Origin of the sequence: Sphingomonas taxi (assembly GCF_000764535.1) — a bacterium.
GTDB lineage: Bacteria > Pseudomonadota > Alphaproteobacteria > Sphingomonadales > Sphingomonadaceae > Sphingomonas > Sphingomonas taxi.
In genome coordinates this window covers 2,910,956-2,925,593 of record NZ_CP009571.1, presented here as the reverse complement: position 1 = coordinate 2,925,593, position 14,638 = coordinate 2,910,956, and the positions used below count along the sequence as shown (strand labels likewise).

The window sequence follows — 14,638 nt, the reverse complement described above, 5'->3', positions numbered from 1 at the left end:
GGATCCTCAGAATGTCAGGCGACGCGGCCGTCGGCGGCGGCGTCGGTGTGGGGGGAGGGCGCCCGCGGCGGCGAGGCCGGCTGGCGCGCGGAGGTCTGGTTCTGGCGCGGCTGCTGCTGCTGGCCGGTCTGCGCCTGATTGGCTTGCGGCTGACCGCTCGCGCTCTGGCCGGCGGACTGGCCGGTGGACTGGCCTTGGGACGACTGGCTTTGCGACGCCTGGCCCTGCGGCTGACCCGTGTTCGTCTGGCTGGCCGGCGCCGCCTCGACCACGGTCTGGCCGATGCGCAGGCCGCGTTCCTCGGCGATCGCGGCAAGGCGCGGCTGCGCCTCCTCGATCAGCGTCCGCGTCGTCGCGTCGGCGGCGGCGAAGCGGACGTGGATCGCGTCGCCGACCGTCTTCACCGCGATGTCGATCACGCCGAGCGCATCGGGGACGAGGCGGATGCGCGTGTCGGTGGCATTGGCCGCATCGCGCAGCGTCTCGATATGGTCGATCATCGCCGCCGGCCAGCCGTTCTGGCGCAGGTCGAGCGTCGGCTGCGGATCGACGACGGCATTGCCGCCGACGACCGGCGCCAGCGCGGGCGCCGCGGTCGGCGCCAGCTCGACCGGCTCGGCGGCGCGGCGCTCGTCGGCACCGGCGGCGGCGTGGATCGCGGCGCCGAACACCTGCGAGGCCGGTGCGGTCGTGCCCGCGGGCGGTTGCGGCAGCGCCGCCGCCTGCGGGCGCAGCGCGACCGTCTGCCGGACCGTGCCGCCGACCTCCCGCACGAACGCGCGCGGCTGCGGTGCCGGAGTGGCGGGCGCGGGACCGGCGATCACGGGCGCGCCGGCGACCGCGACCGGCGCTGCCGCTGCGATGACGGGGGGCGCGACCGCGGTTGGTATTGCGGCGGGCGCGGTCGCGGGCACCGGCGCAGCGACCGTCGGTTGCGTGGCGGGGGTGACCGGGGTGGCATCTGCCGGCGTGGCCGCCGCGAGGGTGGAGGGCGGTGGGACGTTGGCGGTGGCGGCGGTCGATGCGATCGGTGAGGAGAGCGGCGCGGTGACGGTCGTGACCGGTGCGGTCGCGACCGCAGCACGATCGACGATCATGGTCGGCGGGGCCGGGTCCAAGGCCGTTTGCGGGACCGGTGTCGTCGTCTGACGTTGTGCGGGCCGCGCCCGCGTCGTCGCCGGGCTGACGGTAGCGCCGCCACCCGGCTGCGACCGCGCGATCTGCACCGGCGCTGCGACCGGCGCCATCGCCCCGGTCACTGGCACCGCGGATGCAGGAGGCGGAGCGATGTCGGCAACGCGTTGTGCCACGACCGGCGAGGCATCGTCCGAGCGCTTTCCCGGCGGCGGTGCCGCTGTGGCGTGATCGATCACCGGATTCGGCGCGGAGGGCGTCGGTGCCGCTGCCGGCGCTGCCGGTACGGGCGAGCTCATCGGTGCCGTGACAGGGACGGACGCTTCCGTCTGTGGGGTCGGTGCGGCGTCGCGTGCGGCGACCTGCGGCATCGCCGATGGAGTCATGGGGGCAGTCGCCGTCGTTTTGGTGGCCAGCGCGACGCGGCGGGCCGGCTGCGGCTGTTCCGCGATGACTGGCGTCGGCGTCGGCGGCGGTGTGGGTGCCGGTACGGCCTGGGCGATCACCACGGCGTCCGGTCGCGGCAAGGCCGGTGTGTCGACTGCCACCGGGACGGCGGCCTCGTCACCCTGATTGCTGGCGGATACGGGGGCCTCGTCCGGTTCGGGCAGAGTCGGCATGACCGGTTCGGCGAGACGCGGTGCGGCGGTGCGCACGCCGCGCATCGGCACTTCGGCCTTGCCGGCGGTGCGCTTCGTCGGGGCATCGGGCGTGATGACGATTGCATCCGCGACCGGCGCCGCTTGTGGAGCGTCGCCGGCTTGCGGTGCGACCGATGTGATCAACGGGACGGTCGTGACCACCGGTGCACTATCGAGTGCCGGTGCGGCAGCCGGCATCGCGGCGGCCGGCGTCGGCTGACGTTCAACCGTCTTGGCCGCCGGACGTGTGGCCGCATCGGGCTGCCGCGCCGGGATATCCGGTGTCGCCGGTGCCGTCGGCGCGTCGACCGGTGCGGCTGCGATCGACAGCGGATCGGCCGGCGCGACGGCCGCATCGGGTGCGGTCGCCGCGAGCGCCATCACGGATGCGCCGTTGTTCGCCACCGGCCGGAAGCTACGCGGGGTCGGCGTAATCACCGTCGCCACCTCGGCCCCCGGCACCGCGGCGAGCGCCGGCGGCACCTCGAGCGGCGCGGGCACGGGAATGTCGACCGCCGCCAGCCACGCGAGCGCCGGATCGACCCGCGCCGGCACGGCCTCGGTCGGCAGCGGCATGCCGGGAGCGGCAAAGCCTTGCCGGCCGGTCTCGATCGGCGCGACCGGTCCGGTCATCGGTACCGGGGCGGCCGCCGGCATGGCGGGCAAGGCCGCCGCATCCGCCTCTCTGCCCACCGCCAGCATCGACAGCGCGAACATTTCGCCACCGGCCGGCGACGCGCCCTTGCCCGGCAGGCCGGGGGCGATCGTGGCGACGGCAGTGGCGGGAGTGATCATCGGGGCAATCTCGTCGAGAGGGTGTCCCGCTGCGATCAGCAAGGATCGTGCCGTTTTGCCTTCAGCGGCGAAACGGGCGGCGTTTCCTCCAGCGCGCGCATTTCGGCAACCGCGGCGGCGCGGCGTGCCCGCTCGAGCAGTTTCTCGATCGCGCTCTGGTCGCGTTTGGCGGATCGCGTCGCCTCGGTGGCGCGGTTGACGAACGCTTCCGCGGACTGGAGCCGCGCCTGCGCCGCTGCCGACGATTGGTGTAGCCTATCGCGGAAATGCGCCTGTGCGCCCATTGCCGCGGCGCTGGCGCGCGTGTCCGGCGCCGGCGACACCGCATCGGCGAGCGCCTGGATGCGGCGGGCGAGATGCTCCTCGCTGGCGAACTTCTCGTGCGCGCGCACCTCGTCGGCGCGGGTCAGGCCGAGCTGGAGCGTGCGCACGCGATGGATGCGCGCGAGCTTCCTGGCGTCAGGCACCGAACACGCCGGTCAGCTCGCCGATCGCATCGCCCAGCGAGACGATCTCGTCCGACCCCTGTTTGATATATTCCATCACCGCCGGATGCGCAGCGATCGCCGCGTCGATCGCCGGATCGGCACCGGGGCGATAGGCGCCCATCAGCACCAGGTCGCGATTCTCCTCATAGGTCGCGAGATGGCGGCGCAGCACGCGTGCGGCATGGATGTGATCGGCATGCGCGATGTCGGTCATCACGCGGCTGACCGAGGGGCCGATGTCGATCGCCGGATAGACGCCGCGCTCGGCGAGATGGCGGTTGAGCACGATATGGCCGTCGAGGATCGAGCGCGCCGAATCGACGACCGGATCGTTGCCGTCGTCGCCGTCGGCGAGCACGGTGTAGATCGCGGTGATCGAGCCGCCGGTGCGCACGTCGGTGCCGGCGCGTTCGATGAGGTTGGGCAGCATCGCGATCGCCGACGGCGGATAGCCGCGCGCGGAGGCGGGTTCGCCCAGCGCCAGCCCGATCTCGCGGCCGGCGTGGGCGACGCGGGTGAGGCTGTCCATGATCAGCAGCACCTTCTTGCCTTCGTTGCGGAAGGCTTCGGCGATCGCGGTAGCGCGCAGCGCGCCGCGGATGCGCAGCACCGGCGAATGGTTCGCTGGCACCGCGACGACGACCGAGCGCTGGCGCGCGGCGCCGGCGACCTTGGTCTCGAGGAAGTCGGCGACCTCGCGGCTGCGCTCGCCGATCAGGCCGATGACGATCACGTCCGCCTGCGCGGCGCGAACCATCATGCCGAGCAGCACCGACTTGCCGACGCCCGAGCCGGCCATGATGCCGACGCGCTGGCCCTGGCCGATCGTCAGCAGCCCGTTGATCGCGCGCACGCCGACGTCCATCGGTTCGAGCACGCGGCCACGGTCGAGCGGCGATTGCAGCTTGCCGGCGAGCGGCCATTTGCCCGCGCCGCGGATCGGGCCGAGCCCGTCGATCGGCCGTCCCGCGCCGTCGACGACGCGGCCGAGCATCGCCGCGCCGACCTCCGCCTCGCCGGGCGCGCCGATCGGGCGTACCGGCGCGCGCGGCAGCAGGGCGGCGGGGCCGCCGAGGTTCATCAGCAGCGTCCGGCCGTTGCGGAAGCCGATCACCTCCGCCTCGACCTTGGCGTCACCATGGCCGCCGATCTCGCAGATCGTGCCGACGGGCAGCGACAGGCCGACCGCCTCCATCAGCAACCCGTCGTAGGACGAGAGCCGCCCCGACACCTTGGGCGTCGGGCGGAAGTCGGCGGCGGCGAGCGTTTCGAGGTAATCGGCGGTGAAGCGGTTCAACACCCGCGCTCCTCCAGCGTCGGCACGGGCACGCGGTCGATCGCCTCGGCGAGCTGGCCGAGCCACAATTCGGGGCCGTCCTCGACCAGCGTCGAGGCGCTTTCGAGCACGAAGCTGCCGCGCGTCAGCGAGGCGTCGCCGGCGGCGAAGATCGTCTTGGGCAGCGATCCCTCGACCAGCGGCAGGTCGTCGGGATGGAGCCGCAGCAGTGCCGATTCGCCGGCCTCCGCCAGCAGCTCCGCCGCCGCCTCGATCCGGGCGTTGAGCACCGCGGGGGCGACGCCGCATTCGCCGACCAGTTTGTTGACCAGCAGCAGCACCGTCTGGCGCAATTGCCCGGCGATATGGTCGCGGTCGAGCTGGTGGCCGTTGGCGAGCGCCGCGGCGAGCTGGGTGAGCAGCGCGCGGTCGCGGTCGCCGGAGGCGCGCGCGGCGGCGGCGGCGGCGGCCAGTCCCTCGGCATAGCCGGCGGCGTGCGCGGTCTCGACCGGGTCGATGAAGCCGCTCGGCTCCGCCTCGGTGTCGAGCGGGTCCCAGCCGCGCGTCGGCTTGTCGCCGCCGGGGTCGGCGGGGCTGAAGTGGCGCGGGCCGCTGCGCGGCTCGGGTGCCGGCGCGGCGGCGGCAGCGCCGCCCATCGTGCGTTCCAGCGTCGCCCACATCTCGCGCGGCGAAAAGCCGGCGGGGGGCGCGAAGGCGGCCTGCAACAGATGCGCGGCGGTGTCGTGGCGTGCGGCGAAACCCGCGACGAAGTCAGACATAATCGTCGTCGCCTGCGCCCATCATGATCGTGCCGTCCTTGGCGAGGTTGCGGGCGATGCCGATCATCGCCTTCTGCGCCTCCAGCACCTCGGCGAGCTTCATCGGCCCGCGTGCCTCCATCTCGTCGCGGATGCCGTCGGCGGCACGCGCCGACATACAGCCGAGGAAGCGGTTGCGCGCCGTCTCGTCGACGCCCTTGAGCGCGCGCGACAGGATGTCGCCGTCGACGTTGCGGATGAGCGTGCCGAGATTCTTGTCGTCCATGTCGAGCAGATTGTCGAAGACGAACATCGCCTCCTCGATCGCCTTGGCGACATCCTTGTCGATCTTGAACAATTTCGGCAGCACCCGCTGTTCGGTCGCCTTGCGCGCGCCCTGCAGGATCTTCGCCGCCTCGCGCGTGCCGCCCAGCGACAGGCCGCTCGCCGAGCCGCCGCCGCCGCTGCCGCCGCGCCGGTTGGCGAGCACCGTCTTCAGCGTGTCGATCGCATCGGCGTTGATCGGTCCCAGCCGTGCGATACGGTGGAGGATATCGGGCTGCACCGCGTCGGGCAGCAGTTCGAGCACCTGGCCACCGACCGCGGGATCGAGGTTGGCGATCATCACCGCGGCGATCTGCGGATGCTCCTTCTCGATCATCTGCGCGATCTCGCTGGCGTCGAGCCAGTCGAGCAATTCGAGTTCGCACGCCGCCTCGGGCGGGGTGATGCGGGCGAGGACGCTCTCCGCCTTCTCGGCGCCGAGCGCGCGGTTCATTACCGCCTCGATCCGCGGGCGCGGTTCGAAGGTGACGCCGGTGCGCTCGCGCGCCTTGCCGACGAAATCGTCGAGCACGTCCTCCATCTCCTGTTCGGAGACGTCGGCGACCGCGAACATCGCCGAGCCGAGCTGGCGCACCTCCTCGGGATCGAGCTTCTGGAGGATGGCCGCGGCCTCGTCCTCGCCGACCAGCATCATCAGCACTGCGGCGCGTTCGACGCCGGTATAGGTGCGGGCGGGGGCAACGGCGCTCACTTGGCGTCGGCCTTGATCATGTCGCGGATCGCCAGCGCGGCACGCGCCGGATTGTCGCGGGTGAAGCCGCGGACCGCGCCGATCCGGTCGTCGACCGTCTGCGACGCCTCGAGCCGGTCGAGGCTGACCGCCTCGTGCACGGTGATGCCGTCGGTCTCGCCGCCGCCGACCGGCGTGGCGCCCGGACCGGCGAGCGCCGGCGTGGCATCCTCGCGCTTCTTCATCAGGCCCTTGGCCAGCGGACGCACGCCGAGCAGCAGGACGAGCAGCGCGATCAGGATCGCGGTGCCGTTGCGGGCGAGCACCGGCAGCCAGGCATTGTCGTACCAGGCCGGGCCATCGGCATCGGCGGAGGTCTCGGCGAACTTGCGGCTGATCACCGTCACCTGGTCCTGGCGTGCCTGGTCGAAGCCGACCGCGCTCTTCACCAGATCGGTGATCTGGCCGATCTCCATCGCGGTGCGCCGCGTCTTGTCGGGATCCCGCAGCAGCACCGCGACCGACAGCCGCTTGACCGAACCGGGCGCCTGGCGCGTCACCGACACTTCCTTGCCGAGGTCGTAGGCGCGCTGGAAGCTGTCGCTCTGCTTGTTGGGATTGGGGGCGGGGCCACCGGCGACCGGCGTCGGCGCCGCGGCGGGTGCACCGCTCGCACCATTGGCGGGCTGCGGCGTCTGCAACTGGCTGGCGGGCGGCGGCGTGTTGGACAGCGCACCGGGTATGCCGCCGGGCGTCGCCGGGCCGTTCGCCTGATTGCCGACCCAATTGCCCGTCTCGGCACGCAGCGTGCCGGCCTTGTCGTAGGTCTCGCGGGTCGCCTGCGTCTGGTCGAGGTTGATGTCGGCCTGCACCTCGGCGGTGAAATTGCCCGCGCCGACCAACGGCGTGAGCAACTGGACGAGCTGCTGACGCACCTTGTCCTCGGTCTTGCGCTGCATCTCCAGCCGCGCGTCATTGTCGCCGTCGACGCCGCCGGCGCCGGGCTTGGACAGCAAGGCGCCCATCTGGTCGACGATCGTGACGCTCTCGGGCTTCATCCCCGGCACCGACGAGGCGACGAGGTTGACGATCGACTGGACCTGCGCCTGGCTGAGCGCGCGGCCGCCCTGCAATTTGACGACGACCGACGCCGATGGCGCGGCATTGTCGCGCACGAACACCGACGCTTCGGGCATTGCGAGATGGACGCGCGCCTCGGCGACCGCGTCGATATCCTCGATCGAACGGGCGAGTTCGGTCTCGCGCGCCTGGCGCAGCCGTTCGCCTTCGACCGCGCGGCTGACGCCCATCGGCAATTGGTCGAGGATCGCGTACCCGCCCGGTGCCTGCTTGGGCAGGCCCTGGCCGGCGAGCAGCATCCGCGCCTTGCTGAACTGGTCCTCGTTGACCGTCAGCGCGCCGGTGCCTTCGTCGATCTTGCTGGTGATATTGGCCTGCGTCAGCGCGCTGGTCACCGCCTGCTTGTCGGCGTCGGTCAGGCCGGTGAACAGCGTCTTCTGCGTCGGCGTCGCGAAGGTCATCCAGGCGAGCGCGGCGGCGCCGATCAGCGCGACGAGCATCGCCATCGGCAGGCTGCGCCGCACCGCGGGCTGGGCGAGCATGCCCTTGATCTGCAAGAGCGGGTTGGCGAACTTCTCGGGCAGCGCCGAGGGCGAGGCGGGGGCGAGGGCAGTGCTCATCGATTACACCGGCATGCTCATGATGTCCTTGTAAGCGGACAGCAATTTGTTGCGGACTTGCAGCGTCGCCTCGAATCCGACCGAGGCCTGCTGGCGGGCCAGCATGACCTTGGCGATGTCGACCGTCTCACCGCGTTCGTAGCTTTCGGACAGCGCCGAGGCCTTGTTCTGGCCGGCGTTGACGTCCTTCAGCGCGTCCTGCAGCGTGTCGGCGAAGCTGGTCGGCTTCGTCGCACCCGCGGGGGCGGCGCCGTCGGTCGCGCTGGCGCGGCTCAGCGCCTGGTTGCGTTCGAGGATCTGCGCGCGCAGCTGCATCACGCGGTCGACGCTCATCGCGCCGCCCACTCCGGCCACGCCGCTCATGCCGACGCCGCCATGCTGAGCGGACGGGCCAGGTCGTTACCCTGTTCGCGCGCCTTGGCGAGGCGATAGCGCAGCGTGCGTTCGGAGATGCCGAGCCGGCGCGCGGTCTCGATCCGGCTGCCGCCGCACGCCGCCAGCGTCTCGCGGATCGCCTGGAATTCGCTCATCTGCACGACGTTGCCCAAAGTGGCGGGCTCGCTCGCGGTCGCTGCTGCCGGCGCGGCGGCGGGCGCCTGCGGGAACAGCTGCGTGACCGGGGCGGGCTCGCGGTGGAAGGTGAAGCTAACCGGGCGGTCGAACACGATGTGGCTGGCGTCGATCGTGTCGCCGCCGGCGAACAGCAGCGCGCGCTGGATCACGTTCTCCAGTTCGCGGACGTTGCCCGGCCAGTCGTGGGCGACCAGCGTCTCGACCGCCTCGGCGGTCGGCCACGGCACGACGGCGCGGGTGCCGGCATGGCGCAGGATCATCGTCGCGGCGAGCGCCGGAATGTCCTGCGGACGCTCGGCAAGCGGCTTGGTCGACAGCGGGAAGACCGACAGGCGGTAATAGAGATCGGCGCGGAAGCGGCCGGCGGCGACTTCGCCCTGCAGGTCGCGGTTGGCGCAGGCGATGACGCGGACGTCGATCGCCTGCGGCACCGAGGCGCCGATCGGCACCACCTCGCGCTCCTGCAGCACGCGCAGCAGCTTGGCCTGCAGTTGCAGCGGCATCTCGGCGATCTCGTCGAGCAGAATGGTGCCGCCGTCGGCGGCGCGGAAGAAGCCTTCGCCGCCCGACGAGGCGCCGGTGAACGCGCCCTTCTGGTGACCAAACAGCAGCGCCTCCAGCATCGTCTCGGGCAAAGCGGCGCAATTGATCGCGATGAACGGGCCGTTGCGGCGCGGCGACTGGTTGTGGATCGCGCGGGCGAGCACTTCCTTGCCGGTGCCGGTCGGGCCGTTGATCAGCACGGTGATGTCCGCCTGGGCGACGCGCTCGGCGAGCGCCAGCAGCGCGAGGCTTTCGGGATCGGCGGCGGTCGGCATCTCGGCACCGGCGACGAGCGCGCGGGCGAAGCCGTTGCCGACCGCGGCATCCGCCGGCCCGAAGGCGATGCGTGCCGGATTGCCGTTGCGCGACGGCAGCACGTGGCGGCCTTCGCTGCCGATGATGACCGAGCGTGCCGGCGCCGGCGGCGCCTCGCCCTCGGCGATCAGGAACAGATCCGCCGCACCGGGCTGCCCGGTCTCGTACGAGCCGAGACCGAAGCCCTGCGAACGCAGGCTGGAGACGAGCGGATAGTGACGCTGCAACACCGCAGCGGAAGAGAAAATCGAACGCATTGCTATCCCCCAAGGACGAGCTCTCCAATGCGGGTTCCAGAGTAAATGCCGGATTAAAATTTGTTCCTGACCGGCAAAATTTTTCCGGGCGCGACGCGCGCGTGCCGCTCGCGCGTCTACGCGCGCGTGTACGCATGCGAGGGCCGAGCAAAATCGCGGCGGCCGAATTTTTCCGCTAAATCCCCGTCGGGACTGGCCGTTCTCTCATTTGGCGGCTCGGCCCTCCGCTCTGGGGGCGGCGGGGAGCGCCGCAGCTTTTGGAGACATCTCATGACCGTCATCGGTACCAACATCGCGTCGATGCGTTCCGCGAACGCCAACACCACCGCCAATGCCCAGCTGTCGAGCGCCATGGAGCGCCTGTCGACCGGCAAGCGGATCAATTCGGCCAAGGACGACGCCGCCGGCCTCGCCATCTCGACCTCGATGGGTGCGCAGGTTCGCGGCATGAACCAGGCGATCCGCAACTCGAACGACGGCATCGCCCTGGCGCAGACCGCCGACGGCGCGCTCGGCGAAGTCACCAACATCCTGCAGCGGATGCGCGAACTGGCCGTCCAGTCGGCGTCGGGCACCTATCAGGCCGACGACCGCTCGAACATGAAGACCGAAGTCGCCGAACTGCAGAAGCAGCTGACCAACATCGCCGGCACGAAGTTCAACGGCGTCAGCCTGTTCGACTCGGCGAACGACAAGACCGTGACGATCCAGGCCGGTGCGGGCTCGACCGATCAGGTCGACCTGAAGATCAGCAAGCTCGACATGGCGTCGGTGAGCGGTGTGGCGGGTGCCACGGTCGCTGCCGGTCTGGCAACCGTCGCCGCCGGTCCGCTGGTCGGCACCAGCCGCGTCATCACCGCCGAAGACGTCGCTTACGGCGGCAAGACGGGTGGCGGCGCCACCGCGCTGACCTCGACCGACATCGGCACGTCGAAGACGCTCGCCGCCGGCGACAAATATTACACCCCGGCGACCACCGGCGACAACACCGGCGGTATCGACATCAGCTCGGCGGCGGGCGCCAAGACCGCGATCGACACGATCGACGCCGTGCAGAAGTCGGTCAACACGACCCGCGCCTCGATCGGTGCCGGCCAGAGCCGTCTGACCTCGGTGGTCAACAACCTGACCACCAACGTCACCAACCTGACTTCGGCGAAGAGCCAGATCGAGGACGCCGACTTCTCGGCCGAAACGACCGCCCTCGCCAAGGCGCAGATCCTCAGCCAGGCGTCGACCGCGATGCTCTCGCAGGCCAACCAGAGCCAGCAGGGCGTGCTGAAGCTGCTCCAGTAAGCCGCTTACCGGCGCTGGCGCCGCCCCCCAAGGGCATCAGCGCCGACCAAGCTCGCCCCCCAAGGACGAGCGAAGCCAGAACCCCGGTGGTCCGCCACCGGGGTTTTCGGCTGTGCAGACCCCTTCGATCCGTCTTCCTACCGGTGCGCCGCGCGGCCCAGCCGATCGTTGATCGCCTCGCCCAGCCCGTCCCGCGGCACCGGTGCCACGGCGATGCCGGTGCGATCGCTGGCATCGGCGCGATGCAGCGCATCGAACAGCCGCGCCGCCGCCTCGCGCAGGTCGCCCGCCGCCGAAAGCGTGTCGTCCCCCGATATCGCGCCGAACCCGATCAGCCACTCGCCCGGCCGCGCCGCAGCCGCATCCAGCCGCAGCGGTTTGCGCGGCGCATAATGGGTCGCGAGCTGCCCCGGCGCGGTGATCGCAGACTCCTTTATATAGGGGGTCGTCGCGAACGGCAGGTCGGCGGCGGTGATCGGCCCCGGCCGCAGGACCGTCCGCCCGGCGATAATCGTCGATTCGAGCCCCGCCTCGGTCGCGCCGTCGTCGAGGATCAGCGGCACCCGCGAACCCAGACTGGCCGCGACATGGCTCGCACGGGTCGGACTGATGCCGTTGCTCGCATTGGCGGACGGCGCGGCGAGCGGTCGGCCCGCCGCGGCGATCAGCCCCTGCATCGCGCGATGCCGCGGCACCCGGATCGCCACCGTCGTCAGGCCGGCGGTGACCAGCGAGGTGATCGGCGCGCCGTCGCGCAAGGGCAGCACCAGCGTCAGCGGCCCCGGCCAGAACAGCGTCGCCAGCATCCGCGCATCGTCGTCGAACATCGCCAGCCGTTCGGCGGCGGCGAGATTGGCGACATGGACGATCAGCGGATTGAAGCTCGGCCGCCCCTTGGCGGCATAGATCCCCGCGACCGCATCGGCGTTGCCGGCATCGGCGGCGAGGCCATAGACCGTCTCGGTCGGCACCGCGACGCATTCGCCGCGGGTGATTCGCGTGGCGGCCTCGGCGAGCGCGGCCATGCCGTAGGGTAAGATGCGCGGGTTTGGATCGGCCATCCGTCCGGCCTATATCGTGCGCAATCCCAGGAGAGAATGATGTCCTTTACCGCAGCCGTGGCCGACCAGCGTTTCGTACTCGAGCATGTCGTCCGCATCGGCGAACTCGCCGCGACCGAGCGTTTCGCCGCCGCCAGCCCGGACGTGGTCGACGCGGTGCTCGAAGGCGTCGGTCAGTTTGCGAGCGGCGAGTGGGCGCCGCTCAATCGCGAGGGCGACACGGTCGGCGCGAAATGGTCGCCCGACGGCGTCCATATGCCGGCGAGCTTCGTCAAGGCATATAAGGAGTATGTCGAGGGCGGCTGGGGGACGATCGGCGTGCCCGAGGATTTCGGCGGCCAGGGCCTGCCCTTCGCGATCCAGACCGCGGTGCTCGACACGCTCGGCTCGGCCAATATGGGCTTCGCGCTCTGCCCGACGCTGACCGTCGGCGCGATCGAGGCGCTGATTCACCACGGCAGCCCCGAGCAACAGGCGCTGTATCTGCCCCACCTCGCCACCGGCGACTGGACCGGCACGATGAACCTCACCGAGCCACAGGCGGGCAGCGACGTCGGCGCGCTCCGCGCCACGGCGAAACCGCTCGGCGACGGCAAATGGTCGATCAAGGGCACCAAGATCTACATTTCGTTCGGCGACCACGACATGGCGGACAATATCGTCCACCTCGTCCTCGCCCGCACTCCCGATGCGCCCGCCGGCACGCGCGGTATCAGCCTGTTCCTCGTGCCGAAGTTCCGGTTGAACGAAGAGGGCACGCCGGGCGATTTCAACGACGTCCGCGTCGTCTCGATCGAGCACAAGATGGGGCTGCACGCCTCGCCGACCTGCGTGCTGAGCTTCGGCGATCATGACGATTGCGTCGGCGAGCTGATCGGCGCCGAACATGCCGGGATGCGCGCGATGTTCACGATGATGAACAACGCGCGGCTCAACGTCGGCCTGCAAGGCGTTCAGATCGCCGAGGGTGCGACGCAGAAGGCGGTCGGCTATGCGCTCGAACGCGTCCAGTCGGCACGCGCGGGTTCGCCGAACAAGGAGGCGGTGCGGATCGTCGATCATCCCGACGTGCGCCGCATGCTGTTGCGGATGAAGGCGCAGACGCAGGCGGCGCGCGCGCTCGTCTATTATGCCGCGGGGCAGGTCGATCGCGCCGGGCTCGGCGACGGTGCGGCGAAGAACCGGCTCGAAGTCGTGACGCCGCTTGCCAAGGCGCACGGCACCGATATCGGCAACGAGGTGGCTTCGCTCGGCATCCAGGTTCACGGCGGCATGGGCTATGTCGAGGAGACCGGCGCCGCGCAATATTTCCGCGATGCGCGGATCACGCCGATCTACGAAGGCACCAACGGCATTCAGGCCGCCGATCTCGTCGGCCGCAAGCTGGCACTCGACAATGGCGGCGCCTTCGCCGCGCTCGTCAGCGACATGCGCGCCGAGGCCGAGCATCCCGAACTGGTCGCCCTGATCGACGCGGTCGATGCGATCGCCCGCCGCCTCGCCACTGCGGATGCCGACGACAAGCTCGCCGCCAGCTATCCGTTCCTGACGATGACCTCGGTCGCGGTCTGCGGCTGGCTGATGGAGCGCGAAGGTCGCCATGCGACGGGCGACGAGGAGTTCGCGGTAGTAAAGCGCGCCTCGGTGCGCTTCTACCTCGACCAGATCGTCCCCGAGGCCCACGGCCTGAAGGCCGCGGCGACGGCGAGCGCCGAGGTGCTCTACGCCGTACCGGCCGAGGCGTTCGCCGCCTGACCTGAAGTCCTCCCCGGCAGGGGGAGGGGAACCGCCCGGCGCAGCCGGGTGGTGGAGGGGGGCTTCCCCGGACGCTATACCATGAGGAAGCCCCCCTCCGTCGCCGCTGCGCGGCGCCACCTCCCCGTGCCGGGGAGGATTAGGATTGCTTCCAAGGACCTATCATGTTCGACCTCGACGCCTATCTCGCCCGCATCGGTCTGCCTGCCCGTGTCACGCCCGACGCCGAGGGGCTCGGCCGGCTCCAGCGCGAGCATCGCCTGTCGATCCCGTTCGAGAATCTCGACGTCCGCCTCGGCCGCGGTATCGCGATCGACAGCGATGCGGTCTTCGCCAAGCTCGTGACGGCCAAGCGCGGCGGCTATTGTTTCGAGCAGAACCGCCTGTTCATGGACGCGCTGATCGCGCTGGGCTTCGCCGTCCGGCCGCTGCTCGCGCGCGTCTGGCTCGGCGTCACCGACGCGCCGCCGCTCACCCATACGCTCAGTCTGGTGACGATCGACGGACGCGCGTGGATCGCCGACGCCGGCTTCGGCGGCAGCTATGCGCCGGTGATGGCGCTCGCCGACGGCTGGGAAGCGGAGGCGTCCGACGGCGCCTGGTTCCGTCTCGACCGCCATGCCGAGCACGGCTGGATGCTCAGCCGGCGCGGCGATCCCGGCTCGACCGATGGCCGTGGCACCGGCGAGGGCTGGCAGCCGCAATATAGTTTCCACGATACCGCGGTGTTCGACGCCGACCTCGCTCTGTCCAACCATTGGGCGTCGACCGCGCCGCAGAGCCGCTTCACCCAGCTCACCATCGCCAGCATCGTCCTGCCGCACGGCCTCGCCGGTCTCACCGACTGCCGCTATCACCGCCGCGCCGGCGACAATAGCAGCGTCGCGGAGATCACCGACCCGCGCGTCTATCGCATGCGCATGTCGCTGATGTTCGGTATCGATTTGACCACCGAGGAAGTGGAGAGCTTGGGGCTGTTCTGAAGAAGAGTGGATTCGCGCGAAGACGCGAAGACGCGGAGGTGTCTTGCC

General features: G+C 70.8%; 12 protein-coding genes. 3 read left to right on the top strand and 9 right to left on the bottom strand.

The genetic code is table 11. The features are described 5' to 3' along the window. Window positions 1-14: 14 nt before the first annotated feature. The 8 genes from MC45_RS13265 to MC45_RS13230 are packed head-to-tail and all read right to left on the bottom strand — an operon-like array spanning window position 15 to window position 9,495. The gene (locus MC45_RS13265; protein WP_038664011.1) at window positions 15-2,570 is read right to left on the bottom strand and encodes a flagellar hook-length control protein FliK; all 2,556 of its coding nucleotides are present in this window, start codon (window positions 2,568-2,570) and stop codon (window positions 15-17) included. A gap of 35 nt (window positions 2,571-2,605) precedes the next feature. Then, complete coding sequence (locus MC45_RS13260; protein WP_038664008.1) at window positions 2,606-3,037, bottom strand: hypothetical protein; 432 nt, start codon at window positions 3,035-3,037, stop codon at window positions 2,606-2,608. Further along, window positions 3,030-4,358 carry a FliI/YscN family ATPase gene (locus tag MC45_RS13255; RefSeq protein WP_038664005.1) on the bottom strand — a complete coding sequence of 443 codons (1,329 nt, stop codon included), beginning with the start codon at window positions 4,356-4,358 and terminating at the stop codon, window positions 3,030-3,032. Before MC45_RS13255 ends, MC45_RS13260 begins: the two co-directional genes overlap by 8 nt. Next, entirely contained in the window at window positions 4,352-5,113 is a 762-nt protein-coding gene (locus MC45_RS13250) for a FliH/SctL family protein (protein ID WP_038664002.1), read from the bottom strand. The genes MC45_RS13255 and MC45_RS13250 overlap by 7 nt, the downstream gene beginning before the upstream one ends. After that, window positions 5,106-6,128 carry a flagellar motor switch protein FliG gene (gene fliG / locus MC45_RS13245; RefSeq protein ID WP_038663999.1) on the bottom strand — a complete coding sequence of 341 codons (1,023 nt, stop codon included), beginning with the start codon at window positions 6,126-6,128 and terminating at the stop codon, window positions 5,106-5,108. Before fliG ends, MC45_RS13250 begins: the two co-directional genes overlap by 8 nt. Beyond that, window positions 6,125-7,807 (bottom strand): flagellar basal-body MS-ring/collar protein FliF, encoded by a 1,683-nt coding sequence (gene fliF / locus MC45_RS13240; protein WP_038663994.1) that lies wholly within the window; start codon window positions 7,805-7,807, stop codon window positions 6,125-6,127. Before fliF ends, fliG begins: the two co-directional genes overlap by 4 nt. Before the next feature lie 3 nt (window positions 7,808-7,810). Continuing rightward, complete coding sequence (gene fliE / locus MC45_RS13235; protein WP_038663991.1) at window positions 7,811-8,170, bottom strand: flagellar hook-basal body complex protein FliE; 360 nt, start codon at window positions 8,168-8,170, stop codon at window positions 7,811-7,813. After that, complete coding sequence (locus tag MC45_RS13230; RefSeq protein ID WP_038663986.1) at window positions 8,167-9,495, bottom strand: sigma-54 interaction domain-containing protein; 1,329 nt, start codon at window positions 9,493-9,495, stop codon at window positions 8,167-8,169. Before MC45_RS13230 ends, fliE begins: the two co-directional genes overlap by 4 nt. A gap of 270 nt (window positions 9,496-9,765) precedes the next feature. Between MC45_RS13230 and MC45_RS13225 the strand changes: the two genes are divergently transcribed. Next, window positions 9,766-10,791 (top strand): flagellin N-terminal helical domain-containing protein, encoded by a 1,026-nt coding sequence (locus MC45_RS13225; RefSeq protein WP_038663983.1) that lies wholly within the window; start codon window positions 9,766-9,768, stop codon window positions 10,789-10,791. 137 nt (window positions 10,792-10,928) lie between these two features. Here the strand turns inward: MC45_RS13225 and MC45_RS13220 are convergent, their stop codons facing one another. Continuing rightward, window positions 10,929-11,852: an L-threonylcarbamoyladenylate synthase gene (locus MC45_RS13220; protein ID WP_245640726.1), complete on the bottom strand. Its 924-nt coding sequence runs from the start codon at window positions 11,850-11,852 to the stop codon at window positions 10,929-10,931. Window positions 11,853-11,888: 36 nt separating this feature from the next. Here MC45_RS13220 and MC45_RS13215 point away from each other — a divergent pair, with 36 nt between their 5' ends. Then, window positions 11,889-13,607, top strand: coding sequence for an acyl-CoA dehydrogenase family protein (locus MC45_RS13215; protein ID WP_038663978.1), 1,719 nt, complete (start codon window positions 11,889-11,891; stop codon window positions 13,605-13,607). Between the two features lie 164 nt (window positions 13,608-13,771). Then, window positions 13,772-14,590 carry an arylamine N-acetyltransferase family protein gene (locus MC45_RS13210; protein ID WP_038663976.1) on the top strand — a complete coding sequence of 273 codons (819 nt, stop codon included), beginning with the start codon at window positions 13,772-13,774 and terminating at the stop codon, window positions 14,588-14,590. The last annotated feature ends 48 nt before the right edge of the window (window positions 14,591-14,638 follow it).